This is a genomic window from Pseudomonas sp. USHLN015, from assembly GCF_037153275.1.
Taxonomy (GTDB): Bacteria; Pseudomonadota; Gammaproteobacteria; order Pseudomonadales; family Pseudomonadaceae; genus Metapseudomonas; species Metapseudomonas tohonis.
In genome coordinates this window covers 40,795-60,975 of the sequence record NZ_JBBCKP010000001.1, presented here as the reverse complement: position 1 = coordinate 60,975, position 20,181 = coordinate 40,795, and the positions used below count along the sequence as shown (strand labels likewise).

Sequence of the window (20,181 nt, the reverse complement as noted above, 5' to 3'; positions counted from 1 at the left end):
GCCCGTTCACGCAGCGCGCGCATCAGCTTCCAGGCGCTGGCGCCGCTGGCCCTGCCCGACGCCCTGGAGCGCTTCCAGGACGTGTTGCAGAGCCTGCAATCCCTGCGCGAGCAGGTGGCCACCGAGACCGGCCTCATCCTCGACCCGGGGATGGACACCTACCTGATGATGGAGCAACTCACCTACGTGCAGCCGCGCGCCCAGGAGCTGCTCGGCAGCTTCGCCGCCAACGCCCATGGCGCCGTGGTGTCGCAGCACTTCACCCTGCAGAGCCGTGTCGCCGTGCGTGACCTGCGCCGCTCGCTGGACGACACCGCGCGGCAGCTGCGCAAGGCCCAGGACGCCATCGCCCAGGCGTCCGACGTCAATGCCGCGCTGGGCGGCCCGCTCCGCCAGGCCGACCAGGCCATGAGCGATTTCCTCGCCCGGGTCGACAAGGGCATGTTCGAGGCCAACCCCTTCACCCTCGGCACCGCCGAATTCGTCCAGCAGGTCGAGCGCCTCGATGGGCAACTGGTGGCGCTGCAGCAGGCGCTGACCGAGCGCTTCCAGGCGCGCCTCGGCGATTTCCGGACCCAGGCGCTGCGCAGCATGGTCCAGGTGATCGGCGCCTTCAGCCTGCTCACCCTGCTGGCCCTGTACATGCTGCTGTGCCTGAACGCCGCCATCCGCCGTGGTACTGCTGCCATCACCGAGGCCGCCGAAGGCCTGCGTGCCGGCGACCTGCGGGTGGCGGCCACCGTGCATGGCCGCGACGACCTGGCGCAGATCGCCGAGGCGCTCAACGCCGCCCTGGTGCAATTGCGCGGCTCGCTGGCCGGGGTCAACCAGGAGAGCAACCAGCTCGGCGGCACCGTGCTGCAGCTCAATGCCCAGGCCCAGGAGACCCTCACCTCGGTGGAGCAGCAACAGGGCCAGGTCAGCCAGATCGCCGCGGCCGCGCACGAGTTGGCGGCCACCGCCCAGAGCGTGGCGGAGAGCTGCGAGGGGGCGGCCCAGGATGCCCAGCAGACCCGGGAGATCGCCATGCAGAGCAACCAGCGCAGCGCCCGCACCGGAGCCAGCATGCGCGAACTGAGCACGCGCCTGGGCGACACCGTCTCCGCGTTGCAGCAGCTGCGTGACCAGGCGCAGCAGATCAACCGCGTGGTGGACGTGATCAAGGGCATCGCCGAGCAGACCAACCTGCTGGCGCTCAATGCCGCCATCGAGGCGGCGCGCGCCGGGGAGCAGGGCCGTGGCTTCGCCGTGGTGGCCGACGAGGTGCGCAGCCTGTCGCAGCGCACCCAGGACTCCACCAAGGAGATCGGCGACACCGTCGCCAGCCTGCAGGGCGTGGTCGGCCAGGCCGTCGCCCTGATGGAGGCCGCCTTCAAACAGGCCGAGGGCGACGTGGGCAGCGTGCTGAGCATGGGCGAGGACCTGTCCGGTATCGCCGATGCGGTGCAGCGGGTCAGCGACCGCCTGGCGCAGATCGCCACCGCCGCCGAGGAACAGGCCGCAACGGCGGACGAGGTCAGCGGCAATATCCAGCAGGTCGACCAGGCCGCCAGCCTGCTGTTGCAGGGGGCCCAGTCGGTCCAGGCCGCCGCCGAGCAACTGCATCGCGGCAGCCAGGCGCTGAACCAGAACACCTCGCGTTTCCGCCTGGCCTGATCGCCGGGCAACCGGCCGCCTGCGGGCGGCCGGCCTCGCTCAGAGCTTCCAGAACGGTTTCAGCGCCTCGTCGCGGGCCTGTTCGCGGGTCAGGCCGATGTCGCGCAGTGCCTGCTCGTCCAGGTCCAGCAACGCCTTGCGCGTCTGCAGGCGGCGCCAGAAGCGATGCCAGCGGCCATCTCCCGCGGAGCGGGTGCTCGCGCGGACGCGCAGGTGGTCCAGCTCCAGCTCTTTCGCGTGGAGGCTCAGCCGCGTATCGCTCAGGCCGTTCATGTCGATCTCCTCGTGCCGGGGTGTATGGAGGCCATGATGCGCGGCGGGCAAAAAGCATTACAGATTCAAGGCGTGGATATTTTTTTCATACAGATTGCGCGATGGATCTTCTGAATCCACAATTTGCCCGTCATCTGTACCGGTCCGTGCAAAGCGGGCTCCGCGCAAGGGGAACTGTCATGAAGCTCTACACCCAGCTCGCCGAAACCCTCGCCGCCCGCATCGAGCAGGGCTACTACCGGCCCGGCGACCGCCTGCCCTCGGTCCGCGCCCTGAGCCAGGAGCACGGCGTCAGCCTCAGCACCGTCCAGCAGGCCTACCGCCTGCTGGAGGATGGCGGCCTGGCCGTGCCCCGGCCCAAGTCCGGCTACTTCGTGCCGCCCCGTCGCGCGGCCCCGGCGCTGCCGGCCATGACCCGCGCGGCGCAGCGCCCGGTGGACGTGTCGCAATGGAGCGATGTGCTGGAGCTGGTCAAGCGCGGTGCCCGCGACGGCCTGGTGCAACTGGGCCGGGGCATGCCCGATGTCACCAGTCCGACCCTGCGACCGCTGCTGCGCAGCCTGGCGCAGGTCGCCCGGCGTCCGGACCTGGGCGGCCTGTACTACGACGCCATCCAGGGCTCGCTGCCCTTGCGCGAACAGATTTCCCGGCTGTTGGTGGATGCGGGCTGCCAGATACCCGCCAGCGACCTGATCATCACCACCGGCTGCCACGAGGCGTTGTCCGCCTCCATTCGCGCCATCTGCCAGCCGGGGGACATAGTCGCGGTGGATTCGCCGAGCTTCCATGGCGCCATGCAGGCGCTGAAGGGCTTCGGCATGAAGGCCCTGGAACTGCCCACCGACCCGATCAACGGCATCAGCCTGGAGGCGCTGGAGATGGCCCTGGAGCAGTGGCCGATCAAGCTCATCCAGCTCACCCCCAACTGCAACAACCCGCTGGGCTACATCATGCCGGAGGCCCGCAAGCGCGCCCTGCTGACCCTGGCCCAGCGCTACGACGTGGCGATCATCGAAGACGACGTCTATGGCGACCTGGCCTACCGCTACCCGCGGCCGCGCACCATCAAGTCCTTCGACGAGGACGGCCGCGTGCTGCTGTGCAGCTCCTTCTCCAAGACCGTGGCGCCCGGTATCCGCATCGGCTGGATCGCCCCCGGTCGCTACTTCGACCGGCTGCTGCACATGAAGTACATCTCCACCGGCGCCACCGCCACCCAGCCGCAGATCGCCCTGGCCGAATTCCTCGCCAGCGGCGCCTACGAGCCCCACGTGCGGCGCATGCGCAGCCAGTACCAGAACGGCCGCGACCAGATGATCGACTGGGTGATGAAGTACTTCCCCGAAGGCACCCGCGCCAGCCGGCCCCAGGGCGGCTTCATGCTCTGGGTCGAGCTGGACGAGGGCTTCGACACCCTGCGCCTGAATCGCGCCCTGCTCGACAAGGGCGTACAGATCGCCTCCGGCAGCCTGTTCTCCGCCTCCGGCAAATACCGCAGCTGCCTGCGCATGAACTACTCGCGCAAACCCGACGCCGAACAGGAAGCCGCCGTGCGCAAGGTGGGCGAGACGGTGAAGGCGTTGATGGCGGAGATGGAGGGGAATCGCGAGCAGGACCCTGTGGGAGCGAATTCATTCGCGATGACCTGAGCCCGGTGGCGTCCAGCTACGCCGCTCCCGGATTTTTCCTGTGGTTGAGCGCGCGGTTGCATCTCGCCCCTCTGGTTAGAGTCGCTTCTTTCCATGGAGGGAGGGGCGGCCCATGGGCAGCCGCGATCTGCGCAAGGGACGTGTTTCTGAAGCTGGCAGGGTCTATCTCATCACCGCGACAACGGCCCAGAGGCGTCCGCTCTTCGCCGATTTCACGCACGCTCGGTTATTGATAAGTGAACTGAGGCGTCTGGAGCGGAGCAACCTGGCGCACTCTATGGCCTGGGTGGTGATGCCCGATCATTTCCACTGGCTGATGCGGCTCAACGGGCCAATGCCCTTGTCATCGGTGGTCAAGGCGCTGAAAGGGCGGACCGCCAGGCGACTGGGACCGTTGCTGGAGAATGGCGGCGAGGTCTGGCAGCCAGGCTTTCACGACCGTGCGCTGAGGCGCGAGGATGAATTGCTGCCGATTGCGCGCTATGTGGTTGCCAATCCGCTTAGGGCGGGGCTGGTGCGGCGTATTGGTGATTACCCGCATTGGGACGCGGTGTGGCTGTGAGGGGGTGGCAGTCCTGCGGACTGCTTCGCGAATGAATTCGCTCCCACGGTGCATCGTGCTCTTCTGTGGGAGCGAATTCATTCGCGATTGTCCGAGCGCAGGTTTCCTTGAACGGTAGGGGCGAATGTATTCGCCCCTACAGGTGTGCAGGTCCCGAACGGATTACCTCACCCCACCTTCTTCCCACTCGCCAGGTGCGCCGCCAGGGTACGCAGGGCGCCGAGCTGGCGGCAGATCAGGCCGAGCTCGGTCTGCACCAGGCGGGCGCGTTCGTTCATGTCCTCGGGGAGCTGTTCCAGCTCCTTGGCCAGGGCTTCCTCGCTGTCGCTGTGGATGGTCACCGGCTTGCGCGCGGCGAGGTCGGTGGCGATCTCTTCCAGGGTCGTGGCGATGCGTTCGGCGGCATCGCCCAGCAGGCTGCCTTCCAGGGCCATGGGTTCGCTTGCGCGATGCGCGCCGAGGGCGGACAGGTAGCTGAGCAGGGTGTGGGAGAGCACCAGGAAGCGGAAGCCGATGTCCGCCTCCTTACGGAAGTGGCCGGGCTCCATGAGCATGTTGGCCAGCGTCGTGGACAGCGCCGCATCGGCGTTGTGGGCGTTGCGCCGGGCCAGGCGGTAGGCCAGGTCGTCGCGCTTGCCGGCGTTGTACTGCTGCACCAGCTGGCGCAGGTAGCGGGCGTTGCAGGCCAGGGTGTTGGCCACCACGCGGTGCAGGCCGCGGCCCTGCCAGTCGGGGAGGATGAAGATCACCGCCAGCGCGGCGATCAGGCTGCCCAGCAGGGTGTCCACCAGGCGCGGCACGAAGAGGCCGTAGCTGTCGCCGATCTGGTTGAAGCAGAACAGCACCATCAGGGTGATCGACGCCGTCGCCAGGGTGTAGCGGGTGGCCCGGTTGGCGAAGAAGATCACCCCGGCGACCACGGCGAACAGTGATTGCACCAGGGCGCTGGGGAACAGGTCGAACAGCGCCCAGCCCAGGGCCAGGCCGATGACGGTGCCGATGATCCGCTGCACCAGCTTGCGCCTCGTGGCGCCGAAGTTCGGCTGGCAGACGAAGACCGTGGTGAGCAGGATCCAGTAGCCCTGGCTGGGGTGGATCAGGTGCAGCACGCCGTAGCCGACGCACAGGGCGATGGCCATGCGCAGGGCGTGGCGGAACACCAGGGAGGTCGGGGTGACGTTCTGCTTCAGGCGTTCCCAGACGTCCTTCAGGCCCTTGGGCGAGCGATCCAGCAGGCTGCTGTCCTGGGCTTCGGCGAGGGCGTCGGGGTTGCTGGCGTCGGTCAGCAGGCGATCGAGGGTGGAGAGGTTGCCGGCCAGCGCGTTGAGCGAACGCAGCAGGCCGCGCCAAGCCGGGTTGCTCTGGATGCGCAGGTGCTCCAGGGAACGGTGCAAATCGTCCAGGGCCTGGGTGCCGTCGTTGTAGTCGAATGGCTGGCGCATCTGGATGGCCTGGCCGAGCGCCTGGCAGGCGCCCCCCTGCTGGCGCAGCAGGCGCTGGCAGCGGAACAGCACGTCGCTGTGGAAGAACGCCTCGGCCAACTGGTTGTACGGATAGTGGGAGGAGCTGGCGCGTTCGTGGATGTCCTGGGCGAGGAAGTACAGCTTCAGGTAGCGGCTCACCTTGGGACCGGGACGGGCGTTGCCGACGCGGTGCAGGATGATTTCCTTGGCCGCGTTCAGCGCCGCCACCACCTTGCCGTTCTGCTGTGCCAGCTCCAGTCGCTTGGCCTCCACGTCCAGCTCGCGCAGCGGCTCGAAGAGGTTGGCCTTGAGCTTGAGGTAGCGCCCCAGCTCACGGTACAGCCGGGCGAGGCTCTGCTGCACCGGCTGGTGGGTGAACAGCGCCTGCCAGATCACCGAGAGCAGGCCGTACCAGGCCGCGCCGCCCACCAGCAGCGCCGGCTCGCGCCAGAGGTCGTGGCCGATGCCGTCGCGCTGGTCGACGCCGATCATGCTGTAGATCGACAGGATCAGGGTCGCCGAGGCGATGGTGGCGTAGCGCTCGCCGAGGGCGCCGAGCATGGTCAGGCCGAAGGCCGCCAGCGCCAGTGCGCAGACGAACAGCCAGGGATAGGGGAACAGCAGCTCCACCGAGAAGGAGGCGATGCTGAAGCAGCCCAGGGTGACCAGCAGCGCATTGAGGCGGCCCTGCCAGCTGTCGTCGGTCTCGGCCAGGGCGCTGGCGATGATGCCGAGGAACAGCGGGATCAGCAGGTCCATGCGGTCCTGCTGCCAGCAGAGTGCCATGCTGCCGGTGAGGGCGACGAACACCCGCAGGCTGTAGCTGAACTTGTCCTGGGCCCAGAGGCGGCGCAGGGAGTGACGGAGCGAGGTCGATGGCATAACGGCCTTGTGGGCGTGCGGTCCGGGGGCTCGGCCCGCGCGGGTGTGCGTGGGCCGATGGCGAAAGGTTACCGCTTGGATGCCGCCCGGGCGAGGCGGGTTACACCCGCTGGCGTGAATGCGCAGGCGCTGGCGCCGTCAGGCATGCCGTCGCTCAGGCGAACTGCGCGGCGGCGTGCGCCGAGGCCCAGGCCCACTGGAAGTTGAAGCCGCCGAGGTGGCCGGTGATGTCCAGCACTTCGCCGATGAAGTACAGCCCGGGGGACTTCTGCGACTCCATGGTCTTGGACGAGACCTCGTGGGTGCTGACGCCGCCCAGGGTGACTTCGGCGGTGCGATAGCCCTCGGTGCCGGACGGGGTCACCTGCCAGTCGCCGAGGGCTTCGGCGATGGCCTGCAGCTCGGCCAGGCTGTACTGCTTCATCGGCCGCGAGACGAACCAGCGCTCGGCCAGCAGGCCGGCGAACTTGCGGGTGAACAGCTCGCCCAGCAGGGTCTTCAGCTCGGCATTGGGGCGCTCGCCCTGCTGCTGCACCAGCCAGGCGGGCACGTCGAGATGGGGCAGCAGGTTGATCGACACCGTGTCGCCCGGGTTCCAGTAGGAGGAGATCTGCAGGATGGCAGGGCCGCTGAGGCCGCGATGGGTGAACAGGATGTTCTCGCGGAAGCTGGCGCCGTTGCAGCTCACCAGGGCGTCCACCGAGGTGCCGGAGAGCTCGGTGCACATCTCCTTGAGCTGGTCGGTGATGGTGAAGGGCACCAGGCCGGCGCGGGTCGGCAGCACTTCGTGGCCGAACTGGCGGGCGACCTGGTAGCCGAAGCCGGTGGCGCCCAGGGTGGGGATCGACAGGCCGCCGGTGGCGATCACCAGGGACTGGCAGCGCACGGGGCCGATGCCGGTCTGCAGCGCGTAGCCGGCGTCGTCGCGGGCGATGCTGGTGACGGCGGTGTCCAGGCGCAGGTCGACGCCGTGTTCGTCGCACTCGGCCAGGAGCATGGCGAGGATGTCGCTGGCCTTGTGGTCGCAGAACAGCTGGCCGAGCTTCTTCTCGTGGTAGGCGATGCCGTGCTTGTTGACCAGCTCGAGGAAGTCCCACTGGGTGTAGCGGGCCAGGGCCGACTTGCAGAAATGCGCGTTGGCGGAGAGGAAGTTGGCCGGCTCGGTGTAGAGGTTGGTGAAGTTGCAGCGCCCGCCGCCGGACATGAGGATCTTCTTGCCGGCCTTGTTCGCGTGGTCGAGCAGGAGCACCTTGCGTCCGCGCGCGGCGGTCTTGGAGGCGCACAACAGACCGGCGGCGCCGGCCCCGATAATCACCACGTCAGTCACGAACAAGAAACCACCCTCAGAAGTCGAATCGGCCAAGGCGCGCGCCGGTGGCGAAGTCTACCCTATGGAGGTGCCGCGACCAGCGCTCTCCGCTGGCTGGCAAGGGAAATGCGTGCAGTCCGGCGATGCCGACCGTCCCAGCCCCAGTGGAAGCCATGGATGAAAAAGACTTGCAGTGTCCTGTTGTTGCTCGTTCTGCTGTGCTCGGGCCCGCTGCGTGCCGAGCACCTGCGACTGGTGGCCAACACCTGGCCGCCGTTCACCGATGCGAGCCTGCCCGAGGGCGGCCTGGCGGTGGACCTGGTGGTCACGGCACTGAAGCGCGCCGGGCACAGCACCGAGTACGTCGAGGTTCCCTGGGCGCGGGCACTGCGCGGGCTGGAGGTGGGCGACTACGACGTGGTGATCAACGCCTGGTATGACCAGGCCCGCGCCGTCTATGGGCTCTATTCCAGGCCCTACCTGGTCAACCGCGTGCGCTTCCTGCGCCACCGCGGCGCCAAGGTCGACTTCCAGACCCTGGCCGACCTGCGCCCCTACAGCATCGCCGTGGTGCGCGGCTATGCCTATTCAGCGGAGTTCGACCAGGACCCGACCCTCGACCGGGTGCCGGTGATGGGCTTCGAGATGGGCGCGCGCATGCTCGCCGCCGGGCGCGTGCAGCTGACCCTCGAGGACGAGCTGGTGGCGCGCTATCACCTCAACCGCGAGCTGAAGGAGCTGAAGGGCCAGCTGGAGTTCCTGCCGCGCCCGCTCAGCGAGAACGACCTGGCGATCCTGGTGCGGCGCAGCCACCCGATGCATCGCCAGGTGGTGGAGGACTTCGACCGGGCGATGCAGTCGATGCGCGACGACGGGACCTACCAGCGCATCTTCGCCCGCCACGGTTTCTAGCGGTTGGCGATGGTCCGCCCGCGACCCTCGTGCTTGGCCTGGTAGAGGCGCTGGTCGGCCTCGTGCAGCAGGCTTTCCAGGTCTTCCGGTACGCCTTGATAGACGCCTGCGCTGAATGAGAGCGGTGGCGCGTCGGCGGCGTACTTCAATCGGGCGCAGTTGCGCCGCAGCTGGTCGAGCGCGGCCTTGACGGTGGGCGCGTCGCCCTTGCTGACCAGGGCGAACTCCTCGCCGCCGAGCCGGCCTAGCAGGGCGTCCGGGAAGGCGTGTGCCAGGACCCGCGAGAACATCACCAAAGCGGTGTCGCCGCTGGCGTGGCCGAACTTGTCGTTGATCTGCTTGAAGAAATCGAGGTCGAGCATCGCCACGCTCAGTTCCTGGCCGGCGCGTTGCGCCTGCTGGAACAGCTGCAGGCCCTGCTCGTAGAAGGCGCGGCGGTTGTAGAGGTTGGTCAGCGAGTCGAACAGCGCCGCCTGCTTCAGCGCGCGCATCAGGTCGCGGCGCTCCAGGGTCGACATCACCCGGCAGTTCAGTTCCTCGGTGCAGAAGGGCTTGCGCAGGAAGTCGTCGGCGCCGTGCTTGATGAACATGGCGCTGAGCGAGCCTTTCTGGTCCGCCGAAAGGCCGAGGATGATCAGCTCGGTGCGGTGCAGCTTCTGTCGCAGCATCTTCACCAGGTCGAAGCCGCTGATGCCGGGCATGCCGTGGTCCACCAGCAGCAGGTCGATGTCCGGCTGCTCCTGGAGGATGTGCAGGGCTTCGTCGCCGTCGCGGGCCTCGATGATCTGGTAGAGGTGCGGGGTCAGCACGCGGCGCACGAAGTTGCGCGTGGCCTCCGAGTCCTCGGCCACCAGGATCTTCACCCCGCAGTTGCGCACCAGGCGGTGCAGCAGGCGGAAGACGTATTCGTAGGAGTGCTGGCTTTCCTTGAGCACGTAGTCGACCACGCCCTTGAACAGGAGCTCGTCGCGGCGCTGCTCCTTGTAGGAGCCGGAGAGCACCACGCAGGGCAGTTCGTAGCGCAGCACCAGGTCGACGATCTCGCCGTCGGGTGCGTCCGGCAGGTTGAGGTCGACGATGGCGGCGAAGAACAGGGCGGCGGAGGTTTCCAGCAGCACCTCGGCTTCGGCGCAGGAGGCGCAGAACACGGGCTGCAGGTCCGGCTCCTGACGGAACAGGTGCTCGAGGATCTTCAGGACCAGCGGGCTGTCTTCGACGACCAGAATATTGCGCACGACCTACTCCATTGCTGCGTGGCGGGTGTCCCCGCCTGCGCTGTCATACAGGGCGAACCTTTCCGGGGCGTTACTGGAGTGCCCGCACCTTGAACGAGCGACCCTTGATCTTGCCGTCGCTCAGGCGCTTGAGGGCCTGTTTGACGATACTCCTGTCCACGGCCACGAAGGCCTGGAAATCGAAGATGGCTATCTTGCCAACCTGCGCCCCCGGAATACCAGCATCACCGGTCAGGGCGCCGAGGATGTCGCCCGGGCGGACCTTCTCCTTGCGCCCGCCGCTGATGCATAGCGTAGCCATCGGTGGCATCAGCGGGTCGCGATTGCGCAGCACCAGTTCGTCCAGGCGCTGCCAGTTCAAGGGGGCCTTCTGCAGGTCCTCGATGGCCTGGGCGCGGCTGGCCTCGGCGGGGGCCACCAGGCTCAGGGCCAGGCCCTTCTCGCCGGCGCGGCCGCTGCGGCCGACACGGTGCACGTGGATTTCCGGATCGCGCGACAGCTCGACGTTGATCACTGCCTCCAGGCCGGCGATGTCCAGGCCGCGCGCCGCCACGTCGGTGGCCACCAGCACGCTGCAGCTGCGGTTGGCGAAGAGGGTCAGCACCTGGTCGCGCTCGCGTTGTTCCAGTTCGCCGTGCAGGGTCTGTGCCGAGATACGGTTGGCCTGCAGGTGCTCGACCAGTTCCTGGCACTGCTGGCGGGTGTGGCAGAAGGCGACGCTGGACTGCGGGCGGTAGTGCAGGAGCAGGTGGACCACGGCGTCCATGCGCTGGGCCGGGTCGATCTCGTAGAAGCGCTGTTCGATCTGGCTGTCGTCGTGCAGGGCCTCGACCTTCACCTGCTGCGGGTCGCGCAGGAAGCGCCCGGCCAGCTCGGCGATGCCCTTGGGGTAGGTGGCGGAGAACAGCAGGGTCTGCCGCTTGGTCGGGGTCTGCTCGATGATCTCGGCGATGCTGTCGTAGAAGCCCATGTCGAGCATGCGGTCGGCTTCGTCCAGTACCAGGGTGTTGAGCCCGTCGAGCTTCAGGGTGCCCTTGCGCAGGTGCTCCTGGATGCGTCCCGGGGTGCCGACGATGATGTGGGCGCCGTGCTCCAGCGAGCCGATCTGCGGGCCGAAGGGCACGCCGCCGCAGAGGGTCAGCACCTTGATGTTGTCGGCGGCGCGGGCCAGGCGGCGGATTTCCTTGGCCACCTGGTCGGCCAGTTCGCGGGTCGGGCACAGCACCAGTGCCTGGCAGCCGAAGAAGCGCGGGTTGAGCGGGTCGAGCAGGCCGATGCCGAAGGCCGCCGTCTTGCCGCTGCCGGTCTTGGCCTGGGCGATCAGGTCGCGGCCCTTGAGGATCACCGGCAGGCCAAGGGCCTGGATGGGGGTCATCTCGTGGTAGCCGAGGGCATCGAGGTTGGCCAGCATGGCGGCCGACAGGGGCAGGGTGGAGAAGGCGTTGGTGGTCACGGGTGGGGCCTGGCAATCGGATTGGCGCGCAGTTTAGCAGGATGGCGCGCGGCCACCCTGCCGTCCCGGTGTGGCAGCGACGGTTATTCCTCCATATCGCCGGGCACCCGACGCACGGCGCGCCCGCTGTCCGGGGGCAGCTGGAAGAAGATCGCCGCCGCCAGCAGGGTGAGGGTGCCGACGCACAGGTAGGTGGCCTGGAACGCCGCCAGCACGCTGGGCGTATCGGGCTTGCCGAAGCCGCCGAGCAGGGCGGCGGCCACCGCCACGCCCAGGCTCATGGACAGCTGCATGACCACCGAGAGCAGGCTGTTGCCGCTGCTGGCCTGGTGGTCGTCGAGGTCGAGCAGGGTGACGGTGTTCATCGCGGTGAACTGCATGGAGTTCACCGCCCCCAGGGCTGCCAGGTGCAGGAGCAGCAGCGGATAGGGCGTGTCGCCGTCGATCAGGCCGAGGCTGGCGATCATCGCGCCCAGCAGCAGCGTGTTGCCGAGCAGCAGTCGGCGGTAGCCCAGGCGGTCCAGCAGCGGCTTGGCCAGGGGCTTGGCGATCATCGCCGAGAGCGCGAGCGGGATCATGGTCATCCCCGCCTGGGCCGGCGGGAAGCCCAGGGCCACCTGCAGCAGCAGGGGCGTGAGGAAGGGCAGGGCACCGCTGCCCAGGCGCGAGAAGAGGTTGCCGAGGATGCCGGCGGCGAAGGTGCGGGTACGGAACAGCGAGGGCGCGAACAGGGGCTGCTCGACCTGCACGGCATGCAGCCAGTAGGCGGCGAGGCAGGCGAGGCCGCCGAGCAGCAGGAGCATCACCCGCACGTGGGGCAGGCGCAGCTCGCCCAGGCCTTCCAGGGCGATGGTGATCAGCACCATGGCGGTGCCGAACAGCAGGAAGCCGTAGACGTCCAGGCGAACCGGGCCGCTGCTGCGCAAGTCGGGCATGAAGCGCCAGGCGGCCCAGCCGCCGATCAGGCCGACGGGCAGGTTGATGAGGAAGATCCAGTGCCAGCTGGCGTATTCCACCAGCCAGCCGCCGAGGGTGGGGCCGATCAGCGGGCCGAACAGGCCGGGCAGGGTGATGAAGCTCATGATCCGCACCAGCTCGGTACGCGGGTAGGCGCGCAACACCACCAGGCGCCCCACCGGCATCATCAGCGCGCCGCCCAGGCCCTGCACCACGCGGGCGGCGACCAGTTGCGGCAGGGTGGCGGAGAGGGCGCAGAACAGCGAGCCCAGGCTGAACAGGACGATGGCGCCGAAGAATATGCGCCGAGTGCCGAAGCGATCGGCGATCCAGCCGGAGGCGGGGATCAGCAGGGCCACGGTGAGCATGTAGGCGATGATCACCGACTGCATGCGCAGCGGGTCTTCGGCCAGGTCGCGGGCCATGGCGGGCAGGGCGGTGTTGAGGATGGTGCCGTCGAGGGCCTGCATGAAGAAGGCGACGGCCACCAGCCAGGGCAGCAGGCGGGCGGTACGGGCGTCCAGGCTGGGCAGGTCGGGCATGGGATTCCTCGGGCGTCAGACCCTGCGGACTTTAGGCGCAGGCGGGCGGGCTGTCACCCCGCCGGCACCTGTCGCCGGCTGCTAGGCTGTGCTCACTCCCCTGCTCCTCGTTGCGGAATGGCCTCTATGCGGATCTGCTGTGCGCTGCTGCTCCCCCTGCTGGCCCTGGTGCCCTGCCATGCGACGGAGTGGTTCCCGGTGCCGGTGATCGCCGACGGGAAGGCCCGTGACTACGTGCCCCTCGCCCACGCCAGCCGCCCCTGGCGCATCTGCACGCTGCTGCCCCATGGCATCGACCGCTATTGGTGGGGGGTGGCCTGGGGGCTGGACGAGGAGGCCCGGCGCCAGGGCGTCCTGCTGGGCATCTACGAGGCCGGCGGCTACCAGTTCCCGGCGATGCAGCGCGCCCAGCTGGCCCGCTGCATCCAGCTCGGCGCCGACGCCTTCGTCATCGGCGCCATCGAGGCGCGGGGGCTCTGCCATGAGATCGACCAGTTGAAGCGGCGCGGCACGCCGGTGATCGACCTGGTCAACGGTATCGACTGCGCGGGCGTGACCGCACATTCACGGGTGGATTTCGCCGATATGGCGCGTGAGGCGCTGGGCTTCATTCGCGAGCGGGCCGGGGGCGGCCCGATCAACCTGGGCTGGTTGCCGGGCCCCAGGGACGCCGGCTGGGTGCTGGACGCCGAGCGCGGGTTGCGCACGGCCATGGACGGCGCGCCGGTGCGCCTCGCCGACGGTGGCTACGGGCCGGTGGATCGATCGACCCAGGCGGCCCTGGTGCGTGGGCTGCTGGGGCGCGAGTCGCGGCTGGACTATCTGCTGGCCAATGCCGAGGCGGCGGCCTTCGCCGGGCAACTGGTCAGCGGCTCGCCGTCGCGCTTCCAGACGCAGGTGGTATCGCTCTACGCCACCGAGCGGGTGGTGGAGGCGATCCGCCAGGGGCGGGTGCTGGCCGCGCCGACGGACTCGCCGGTGACCCAGGCGCGTATCGCCATCGACCTGGCGGTGCGGGCACTGGAGCAAAAGGTTGAGGCGCAGTGGGTCAGCCCGCGCATCCAGATGCTCGATCGGGAAAGCCTGGAGGCTTTCGATATCAGCCGGCTGATGCCGCCGAACGGGCACTGGATGATCCGCCAGGAGCTGCCGGAGTAGTTCGTGCGAGTCGCGGGCCGACGCCCGGGCCAGGAGGGAAGCGGGGGCGGTGCGAGCCGCCCCCGGGGGGTCAGCCGGCCTTGCGCTGCGGCTGGGTGCGTACCGGGGCGTCGCCGGCCACGTAGTAGCTGGCGGTGCTGCGGGGCAGCGGCTGGCGGCCACGGATCCGGTCGGCGATCTTCTCGGCGATCATGATGGTGGTGGCGTTGAGGTTGCCGGTGATGATCTCCGGCATGATCGACGCATCCACCACGCGCAGCCCCTGCATGCCGTGCACACGGCCCTGGCCATCGACCACCGCCATCTCGTCGCTGCCCATCTTGCAGGAGCAGGAGGGGTGGAAGGCGGTCTCGGCGTGGGTGCGGATGAACTCGTCCAGCTCGGCATCGGTCTGCACGTGGGCGCCGGGGCTCAGCTCGCGGCCGCGGTACTTGTCCAGCGCCGGCTGCGCCATGATCTCGCGGGTGATGCGGATGCCGTCGCGGAACTCCTGCCAGTCCTGCTCGGACGCCATGTAGTTGAACAGGATGCTCGGGTGCTGGCGCGGGTCGCGGGACTTCAGGCGGATGCGGCCGCGGCTCGGCGAGCGCATGGAGCCCATGTGCGCCTGGAAGCCGTGCTCCTGCACGCCCTTGCTGCCGTTGTAGTTAATCGCCACCGGCAGGAAGTGGTACTGGATGTTGGGCCAGGCGAATTCGGGGCGGGTGCGGATGAAGCCGCCGGCCTCGAACTGGTTGCTGGCGCCCAGCCCCTTGCCGCGGAACAGCCAGTTGGCGCCGATGGCGGGCTGGTTCCACCACTTGGTGGCCGGGTAGATGGAGACCGGCTCCTTGCAGGCGTACTGCAGGTACAGCTCGAGGTGGTCCTGCAGGTTCTCGCCGACACCGGGCAGGTCGTGCACCACGGGGATGTCGAATTCGCGCAGCACGGCGCTAGGGCCGACGCCGGAGCGCTGCAGGATCTGCGGCGAGGCGATGGCGCCGGCGCACAGCAGCACTTCACGGCGGGCGTTGACGATGATCGGCTCGTTGCCGTCGCCGTGCAGGTAGGCGACGCCGCTGGCGCGCTTGCCGCTGAAGAGGATGCGGTCGGTGGTGGCGTGGGTGACGATGGTCAGGTTGGGCCGGCCGCGGGCCTGGTCCAGGTAGCCGCGACCGGTGGCAGCACGACGACCCTGCGGGGTCACGGTGCGGTCCATCGGGCCGAAGCCTTCCTGCTGGTAGCCGTTGAGGTCTTCGGTACGCGGGAAACCGGCCTGTACCCCGGCCTCGACCATGGCGTGGAACAGCGGGTTGTTGCCGTTCTTGGGCGTGGTGACGCTCACCGGGCCGTCGCCGCCGTGGTAGTCGTTGGGGCCGATGTCGCGGGTCTCGGCCTTGCGGAAGTAGGGCAGGCAGTCGAGGTAGGTCCAGTCTTCCAGGCCGGGCGCCTTGGCCCAGTTGTCGAAGTCCAGGGCGTTGCCGCGGATGTAGCACATGCCGTTGATCAGCGAGGAGCCGCCAATGCCCTTGCCGCGACCGCATTCCATGCGGCGGTTGTTCATGTGCGGCTCGGGGTCGGTCTCGTAGGCCCAGTTGTAGCGGCGGCCCTGCAACGGATAGGCGAGGGCGGCGGGCATCTGGGTGCGGAAGTCCAGGCGGTAGTCGGGGCCGCCGGCTTCGAGCAGCAGGACGCTGGTGCCGGCGTCCTCGGTCAGGCGGGTGGCCAGTACGTTACCGGCGGAGCCGGCACCGATGATGATGTAGTCGAATTCTTGAGACATGAGGCTCTCTCTTTAAATGGCTGGGGGCTGGAAGCCAGGGCGCTTAAGGCTCCTGGCTTCCCGCTTCGGGCTGCCGTTTAGAAGACGGAGAAGTAGTCGCCGAGCTCGACCTGCACCGACTTGATGCGGGTGTAGTGGGCGAGGGTGGTGAGGCCGTTCTCGCGGCCCACGCCGGACTGCTTGTAGCCACCGACGGGCATCTCGGCGGGCGACTCGCCCCAGGTGTTGATCCAGCAGATGCCGGCTTCCAGCTTGTGGATCACGCGGTGGGCGCGGGCCAGGTCGCGGGTGACGATGCCGGCGGCCAGGCCGTAGTCGGTGTCGTTGGCGCGGCGGATGGCTTCTTCCTCGGTGTCGTAGACGAGGATGCTCATCACCGGGCCGAAGATCTCCTCGCGGACGATGGTCATCTCGTCCGTGCAGTCGGTGAACACGGTCGGAGCCACGTAGGCGCCCTTGGCGTATTCGCCGTCGGTGACGCGCTCGCCGCCGATCAGCAGGCGCGCGCCTTCCTTGCGGCCGGACTCGATGTAGCCGAGCACGCTCTCCATGTGCGGGAAGCTGGTGAGCGGGCCGAAGTTGGTGTTCTCGTCCTGCGGGCTGCCCAGGCGGATGCGCTTGACGCGCTCGACCACCTTGGCCTCGAAGCGGGCCTGCAGCACGCGCGGGATGAACACGCGGGTGCCGTTGGTGCAGACCTGGCCGGAACTGAAGAAGTTGGCCATGACGGCGATGTCGGCGGCGCGATCGAGGTCGGCGTCCTCGAAGATGATCAGCGGCGACTTGCCGCCCAGCTCCATGGTCACTTCCTTGAGGGAGGAGCTGGAGGCGCTGGCCATCACCTTCTTGCCGGTGGCGGTGCCGCCGGTGAAGGAGATCTTCTCGATCTGCGGGTGCTCGGTCAGCCACTGGCCGACCTCACGGCCGCTGCCGGTGAGGACGTTGAACACGCCATCCGGCACGCCGGCCTCGGTGTAGATCTCGGCCAGCTTGAGGGCGGTCAGCGGGGTGACTTCGCTGGGCTTGAAGATCATCGCGTTGCCGGCGGCCAGGGCCGGGGCGGATTTCCACATGGCGATCTGGATCGGGTAGTTCCAGGCACCGATGCCGGCGACCACGCCCAGGGGCTCACGGCGGGTATAGACGAAGCTGGTTTCGCGCAGGGGGATCTGCTCGCCCTCGATGGCGGGCACGAGGCCTGCGTAGTACTCGATCACGTCGGCACCGGTGACGATGTCCACGGCACGGGTCTCGGCCAGGGGCTTGCCGGTGTCCAAGGTCTCCAGGGCGGCCAGCTCGTCGTTGCGCTCGCGGAGGATCTCCACGGCACGGCGCAGGATGCGCGAGCGCTGCATGGCGGTCATCGCGGCCCAGATCTTCTGCCCTTCGATGGCGCTGGCGACGGCGCGCTCGACGTCTTCCTTGCCGGCGCGCTGGACGTTGGCGAGGACCTCACCGTTGGCCGGGTTGATGCTCTCGAAGGTGGCGCCGCTGGTGGAGTCGACGTAGCGACCGCCGATGTAGAGCTTCTGGTCTTCGAATCGGGCCATGGGGTTCGTCCTCTCAGGTCTCGTTTACGCAAGGCGGGCCGCGCTCGGGGCGGGCCCTTTGTCGGAGTCCCGGGCACGGTGGAGCCGCCCGGATGCATGAAAACGAGCCTACTTTATTTTTATTGAACGTTCAAACAACAAAGAATAAGCTGCGCTCCATGAACGGGGCTGCGGCACATCGCCGCATCTCTTCAGGCCGCATTGCAGAGGCTTCGCCGGGTTACATGAGCGGGTCGGCAGGGCGGCGCGGGTCTGTCGTTGCGCCGTCAGGCGCGTGCTTTCACTGCCCTGGAGCTCTTCTCCACATGAGTACCGCTTCCCTTGCGCTGCATCCCGAGTCGCGTGCGCGGCTCAACCCCGTGGTGTTCTTCGGTTCCACCGCGTTGATCCTGATCCTCACCGTCGCCCTGATCCTCTTCCCCGAGGGGGCCGGGCTCTGGCTGAACAAGGCGCAGACCTGGCTCTCGCGCAGCTTCGGCTGGTACTACATGCTGGCGATCGGGGCCTACCTGTTCTTCGTGCTCTACGTGGCCTTCTCCCGCTACGGCAACCTGCGCCTGGGCGCGGACGGCGACCGGCCGGACTTCAGCTACGGCGCCTGGGCGGGGATGCTGTTCTCCTCGGGCATCGGCATCTCGCTGCTGTATTTCGCCGCGTCCGAGCCCATCGACCATCTGTACAACCCGCCGGAGGGCGAGGCGGGCACCGAGCAGGCGGCGCGCCAGGCATTGCAGCTGACCTTCCTCCACTGGGGCGTGCACGGCTGGGCGATCTATGCGCTGGTCGGCCTGGCCGTGGGCTACTTCGCCTACCGCCACAAGCAGCCGCTGGCGCTGCGCTCGGCGCTCTACCCGCTGTTCGGCGAGCGCCTGATGAAGGGCTCGGTGGGCAACGCGGTGGATTGCTTCGGCATCTTCGTCACCCTGCTGGGCCTGGTGACCAACCTCGGCATTGGCTCGCTGCAGGTCTCCTCGGGCCTGGAGTACCTGTTCGGCTATCCCCACAGCCAGGGCGCGCTGCTGACGGTGATCCTGGTGATGAGCGCGGTGGCGACGCTGGCCGCCGTATCGGGGATCGAGAAGGGCATCCGCCGCCTGTCGAACCTCAACATCATCCTGTTCAGCGGCCTGCTGCTGTTCGTGCTGCTGGCCGGCGACACCCTGCACCTGCTCAATGGGCTGGTGCAGAACCTCGGCGACTACCTCAACGGCCTGGTGCTGAAGACCTTCGACCTCTACGTCTACACCGGCCAGTCCGGCAAGAGCGAGGCGTGGATGGGCCTGTGGACCCTGTTCTACTGGGCCTGGTGGATTTCCTGGGCGCCCTTCGTCGGCATGTTCATCGCCCGCATCTCCCGTGGGCGCACGGTGCGCGAGCTGGTGTGCGGCGTGCTGCTGATCCCGCTCGGCTTCACCCTGGCCTGGCTGTCGGTCTTCGGCAACAGCGCGCTGGACCTGGTGATGGACCAGAACGCGACCGAACTGGGCAAGGCCGCGCTGGAGCAGCCGGCGATGTCCATCTACCTGCTGCTGGAGCACTACCCCTGGGCCAAGGCTGTGATCGGCCTGTCGATCTGCGTGGGCTTCGTGCTGTTCCTGACGCCGGCGGATTCCGGCTCGGTGATGCTCGCCAACCTCTCGCGCAAGGGCGGCGAGCTGGACGAGGACGCGCCCAACTGGCTGCGCATCTTCTGGTCGGTACTGATCACCCTCGTGACCATCGGCCTGCTGTTCGCCGGCAACTTCACGGCGATGCAGACGGTGGTCGTGCTCGCCGGCCTGCCGTTCTCGGTGGTGCTGCTGCTTTACATGTTCGCCCTGCTCAAGGCCATGCGCATCGACATGGAGGCGCAGGAGATGAACCGGCACTCACCGGTGATCGCGCCCGGGCCCGTCTGACTGGCCCGCAATGAACAACGCCCCGGGGGAAACCCCGGGGCGTTGTTCATTGCGGCGGATGAAGGATGACTTGTAGGGGCGATTTCAATCGCCAAGCGGCGCGCAGCGCCGCCATTACGCCCGTGAGTCGGTAGCCTTGGCCAGTTGCAGGTCGAGGTAGTCGTAGGCGATCTGCAGGGCCTGCCTGGCGTTGAAGGCATCGCCGGAGAGGGCGCTGCGCAGCCACAGGCCGTCGATCAGGGCGGCGAGGCCACGGGCGGCGGCGCGGGCGGCTTCCAGGGGCAGTTCCCGGCGGAATTCGCAGCACAGGTTGGAGTAGAGGCGGTGGTCGTTGACCCGCTGCAGGCGACGCAGGGCGGGCTGGTGCATGCTCGTGGCCCAGAACGCCAGCCAGGTCTTCATCGCCGGGCCATTGACCTGGCTGTCGTCGAAGTTGCCGTCGATGATGGCGCGCAGGTGGGCCCGGGCGGAGTCGTCGACCAGGGCGGCGCGACGCTCGCGCACGGCGGTGCTCAGGGCCTGCATCAGGTGGCGCATGGTGGCTTCGAGCAGGCCGTTCTTGTCCTGGAAGTAGTGGCTGATGATGCCGTTGGAGACGCCGGCGAGGCGGGCGATGTAGGCGATGCTGGCGTCGCCCATGCCGACCCGGTCGACGGCTTCGAGGGTCGCGTTGATCAGTTGCGAACGGCGGATCGGCTGCATTCCGACCTTGGGCATCAGTCACTCCAGATGGCGAATTCGAGCGAGGGAAAGCGCGCAGTCTAGGGCGTATCAAATTGATCGATCAATCAAGAAGGTCGCTTCAGGGATGACCTGTCGGTCAAAGGCATGCGCCGTGAAGCGCCGGGAAAGGCGGGATGCAGAACGAAAAACGGCGATGCGCACCGGGGGCACGCATCGCCGTGGCGGAGCCGCCAGCG

At 68.1% G+C, this 20,181-nt stretch carries 14 protein-coding genes and 1 pseudogene; 6 read left to right on the top strand and 9 right to left on the bottom strand.

All coding sequences use genetic code 11. The features are described from left to right. Window positions 1-1,125: 1,125 nt before the first annotated feature. Window positions 1,126-1,656 (top strand): annotated as a pseudogene (locus tag WFQ67_RS30295) (methyl-accepting chemotaxis protein); the annotation flags it as partial. A gap of 39 nt (window positions 1,657-1,695) precedes the next feature. Here WFQ67_RS30295 and WFQ67_RS00235 read toward each other — a convergent pair. After that, complete coding sequence (locus tag WFQ67_RS00235) at window positions 1,696-1,929, bottom strand: DUF1127 domain-containing protein (protein ID WP_213628012.1); 234 nt, start codon at window positions 1,927-1,929, stop codon at window positions 1,696-1,698. Between the two features lie 179 nt (window positions 1,930-2,108). Between WFQ67_RS00235 and WFQ67_RS00230 the strand changes: the two genes are divergently transcribed. Together WFQ67_RS00230 and WFQ67_RS00225 are read left to right on the top strand one after the other, a co-directional pair. Next, window positions 2,109-3,578 carry an aminotransferase-like domain-containing protein gene (locus WFQ67_RS00230; protein ID WP_213628014.1) on the top strand — a complete coding sequence of 490 codons (1,470 nt, stop codon included), beginning with the start codon at window positions 2,109-2,111 and terminating at the stop codon, window positions 3,576-3,578. 112 nt (window positions 3,579-3,690) lie between these two features. Further along, window positions 3,691-4,140 carry an REP-associated tyrosine transposase gene (locus WFQ67_RS00225; protein ID WP_213628016.1) on the top strand — a complete coding sequence of 150 codons (450 nt, stop codon included), beginning with the start codon at window positions 3,691-3,693 and terminating at the stop codon, window positions 4,138-4,140. A 167-nt stretch (window positions 4,141-4,307) separates the two neighbouring features. Here WFQ67_RS00225 and yccS read toward each other — a convergent pair whose 3' ends face one another. Beyond that, window positions 4,308-6,485, bottom strand: a complete 2,178-nt coding sequence (yccS, locus tag WFQ67_RS00220; RefSeq protein ID WP_337055898.1) for a YccS family putative transporter — start codon at window positions 6,483-6,485, stop codon at window positions 4,308-4,310. Window positions 6,486-6,639: 154 nt separating this feature from the next. Next, window positions 6,640-7,818, bottom strand: a complete 1,179-nt coding sequence (locus tag WFQ67_RS00215; protein WP_337055897.1) for an NAD(P)/FAD-dependent oxidoreductase — start codon at window positions 7,816-7,818, stop codon at window positions 6,640-6,642. Between the two features lie 153 nt (window positions 7,819-7,971). On the opposite strand from WFQ67_RS00215, the gene WFQ67_RS00210 reads away from it, so the two are divergent. After that, window positions 7,972-8,706: a substrate-binding periplasmic protein gene (locus WFQ67_RS00210; RefSeq protein ID WP_173174964.1), complete on the top strand. Its 735-nt coding sequence runs from the start codon at window positions 7,972-7,974 to the stop codon at window positions 8,704-8,706. Here WFQ67_RS00210 and WFQ67_RS00205 read toward each other — a convergent pair. The 3 genes from WFQ67_RS00205 to mdtD all read right to left on the bottom strand — a co-directional run bounded on the left by WFQ67_RS00205 (window position 8,703) and on the right by mdtD (window position 12,893). Continuing rightward, window positions 8,703-9,941, bottom strand: coding sequence for a GGDEF domain-containing response regulator (locus WFQ67_RS00205; protein ID WP_337055896.1), 1,239 nt, complete (start codon window positions 9,939-9,941; stop codon window positions 8,703-8,705). The two genes, WFQ67_RS00210 and WFQ67_RS00205, sit on opposite strands and share 4 nt — an antisense overlap. Before the next feature lie 70 nt (window positions 9,942-10,011). Next, the gene (gene dbpA / locus WFQ67_RS00200) at window positions 10,012-11,394 is read right to left on the bottom strand and encodes an ATP-dependent RNA helicase DbpA (protein ID WP_337055895.1); all 1,383 of its coding nucleotides are present in this window, start codon (window positions 11,392-11,394) and stop codon (window positions 10,012-10,014) included. Between the two features lie 83 nt (window positions 11,395-11,477). Then, complete coding sequence (gene mdtD, locus WFQ67_RS00195; protein WP_173174951.1) at window positions 11,478-12,893, bottom strand: multidrug transporter subunit MdtD; 1,416 nt, start codon at window positions 12,891-12,893, stop codon at window positions 11,478-11,480. Between the two features lie 126 nt (window positions 12,894-13,019). On the opposite strand from mdtD, the gene torT reads away from it, so the two are divergent. Beyond that, window positions 13,020-14,051, top strand: coding sequence for a TMAO reductase system periplasmic protein TorT (gene torT / locus WFQ67_RS00190; RefSeq protein ID WP_337055894.1), 1,032 nt, complete (start codon window positions 13,020-13,022; stop codon window positions 14,049-14,051). Between the two features lie 70 nt (window positions 14,052-14,121). Here torT and betA read toward each other — a convergent pair whose 3' ends face one another. Next, entirely contained in the window at window positions 14,122-15,813 is a 1,692-nt protein-coding gene (gene betA / locus WFQ67_RS00185; protein ID WP_173174947.1) for a choline dehydrogenase, read from the bottom strand. A gap of 77 nt (window positions 15,814-15,890) precedes the next feature. Next, complete coding sequence (gene betB / locus WFQ67_RS00180; RefSeq protein WP_213628027.1) at window positions 15,891-17,363, bottom strand: betaine-aldehyde dehydrogenase; 1,473 nt, start codon at window positions 17,361-17,363, stop codon at window positions 15,891-15,893. Between the two features lie 362 nt (window positions 17,364-17,725). Here betB and WFQ67_RS00175 point away from each other — a divergent pair, with 362 nt between their 5' ends. Beyond that, window positions 17,726-19,261 carry a BCCT family transporter gene (locus WFQ67_RS00175; protein ID WP_213630387.1) on the top strand — a complete coding sequence of 512 codons (1,536 nt, stop codon included), beginning with the start codon at window positions 17,726-17,728 and terminating at the stop codon, window positions 19,259-19,261. Window positions 19,262-19,375: 114 nt separating this feature from the next. Here the strand turns inward: WFQ67_RS00175 and betI are convergent, their stop codons facing one another. Beyond that, complete coding sequence (gene betI, locus WFQ67_RS00170) at window positions 19,376-19,978, bottom strand: transcriptional regulator BetI (protein ID WP_173174936.1); 603 nt, start codon at window positions 19,976-19,978, stop codon at window positions 19,376-19,378. Window positions 19,979-20,181 lie beyond the last annotated feature (203 nt).

Coding starts and splice junctions, on each gene's coding strand:
- WFQ67_RS00235 (WP_213628012.1), bottom strand. CDS start 1,929: ATGAACGGCCTGAGCGATACGCGGCTGAGCCTCCACGCGAAAGAGCTG.
- betB (WP_213628027.1), bottom strand. CDS start 17,363: ATGGCCCGATTCGAAGACCAGAAGCTCTACATCGGCGGTCGCTACGTC.
- WFQ67_RS00230 (WP_213628014.1), top strand. CDS start 2,109: ATGAAGCTCTACACCCAGCTCGCCGAAACCCTCGCCGCCCGCATCGAG.
- torT (WP_337055894.1), top strand. CDS start 13,020: ATGCGGATCTGCTGTGCGCTGCTGCTCCCCCTGCTGGCCCTGGTGCCC.
- betI (WP_173174936.1), bottom strand. CDS start 19,978: ATGCCCAAGGTCGGAATGCAGCCGATCCGCCGTTCGCAACTGATCAAC.
- betA (WP_173174947.1), bottom strand. CDS start 15,813: ATGTCTCAAGAATTCGACTACATCATCATCGGTGCCGGCTCCGCCGGT.
- WFQ67_RS00225 (WP_213628016.1), top strand. CDS start 3,691: ATGGGCAGCCGCGATCTGCGCAAGGGACGTGTTTCTGAAGCTGGCAGG.
- yccS (WP_337055898.1), bottom strand. CDS start 6,485: ATGCCATCGACCTCGCTCCGTCACTCCCTGCGCCGCCTCTGGGCCCAG.
- mdtD (WP_173174951.1), bottom strand. CDS start 12,893: ATGCCCGACCTGCCCAGCCTGGACGCCCGTACCGCCCGCCTGCTGCCC.
- WFQ67_RS00210 (WP_173174964.1), top strand. CDS start 7,972: ATGAAAAAGACTTGCAGTGTCCTGTTGTTGCTCGTTCTGCTGTGCTCG.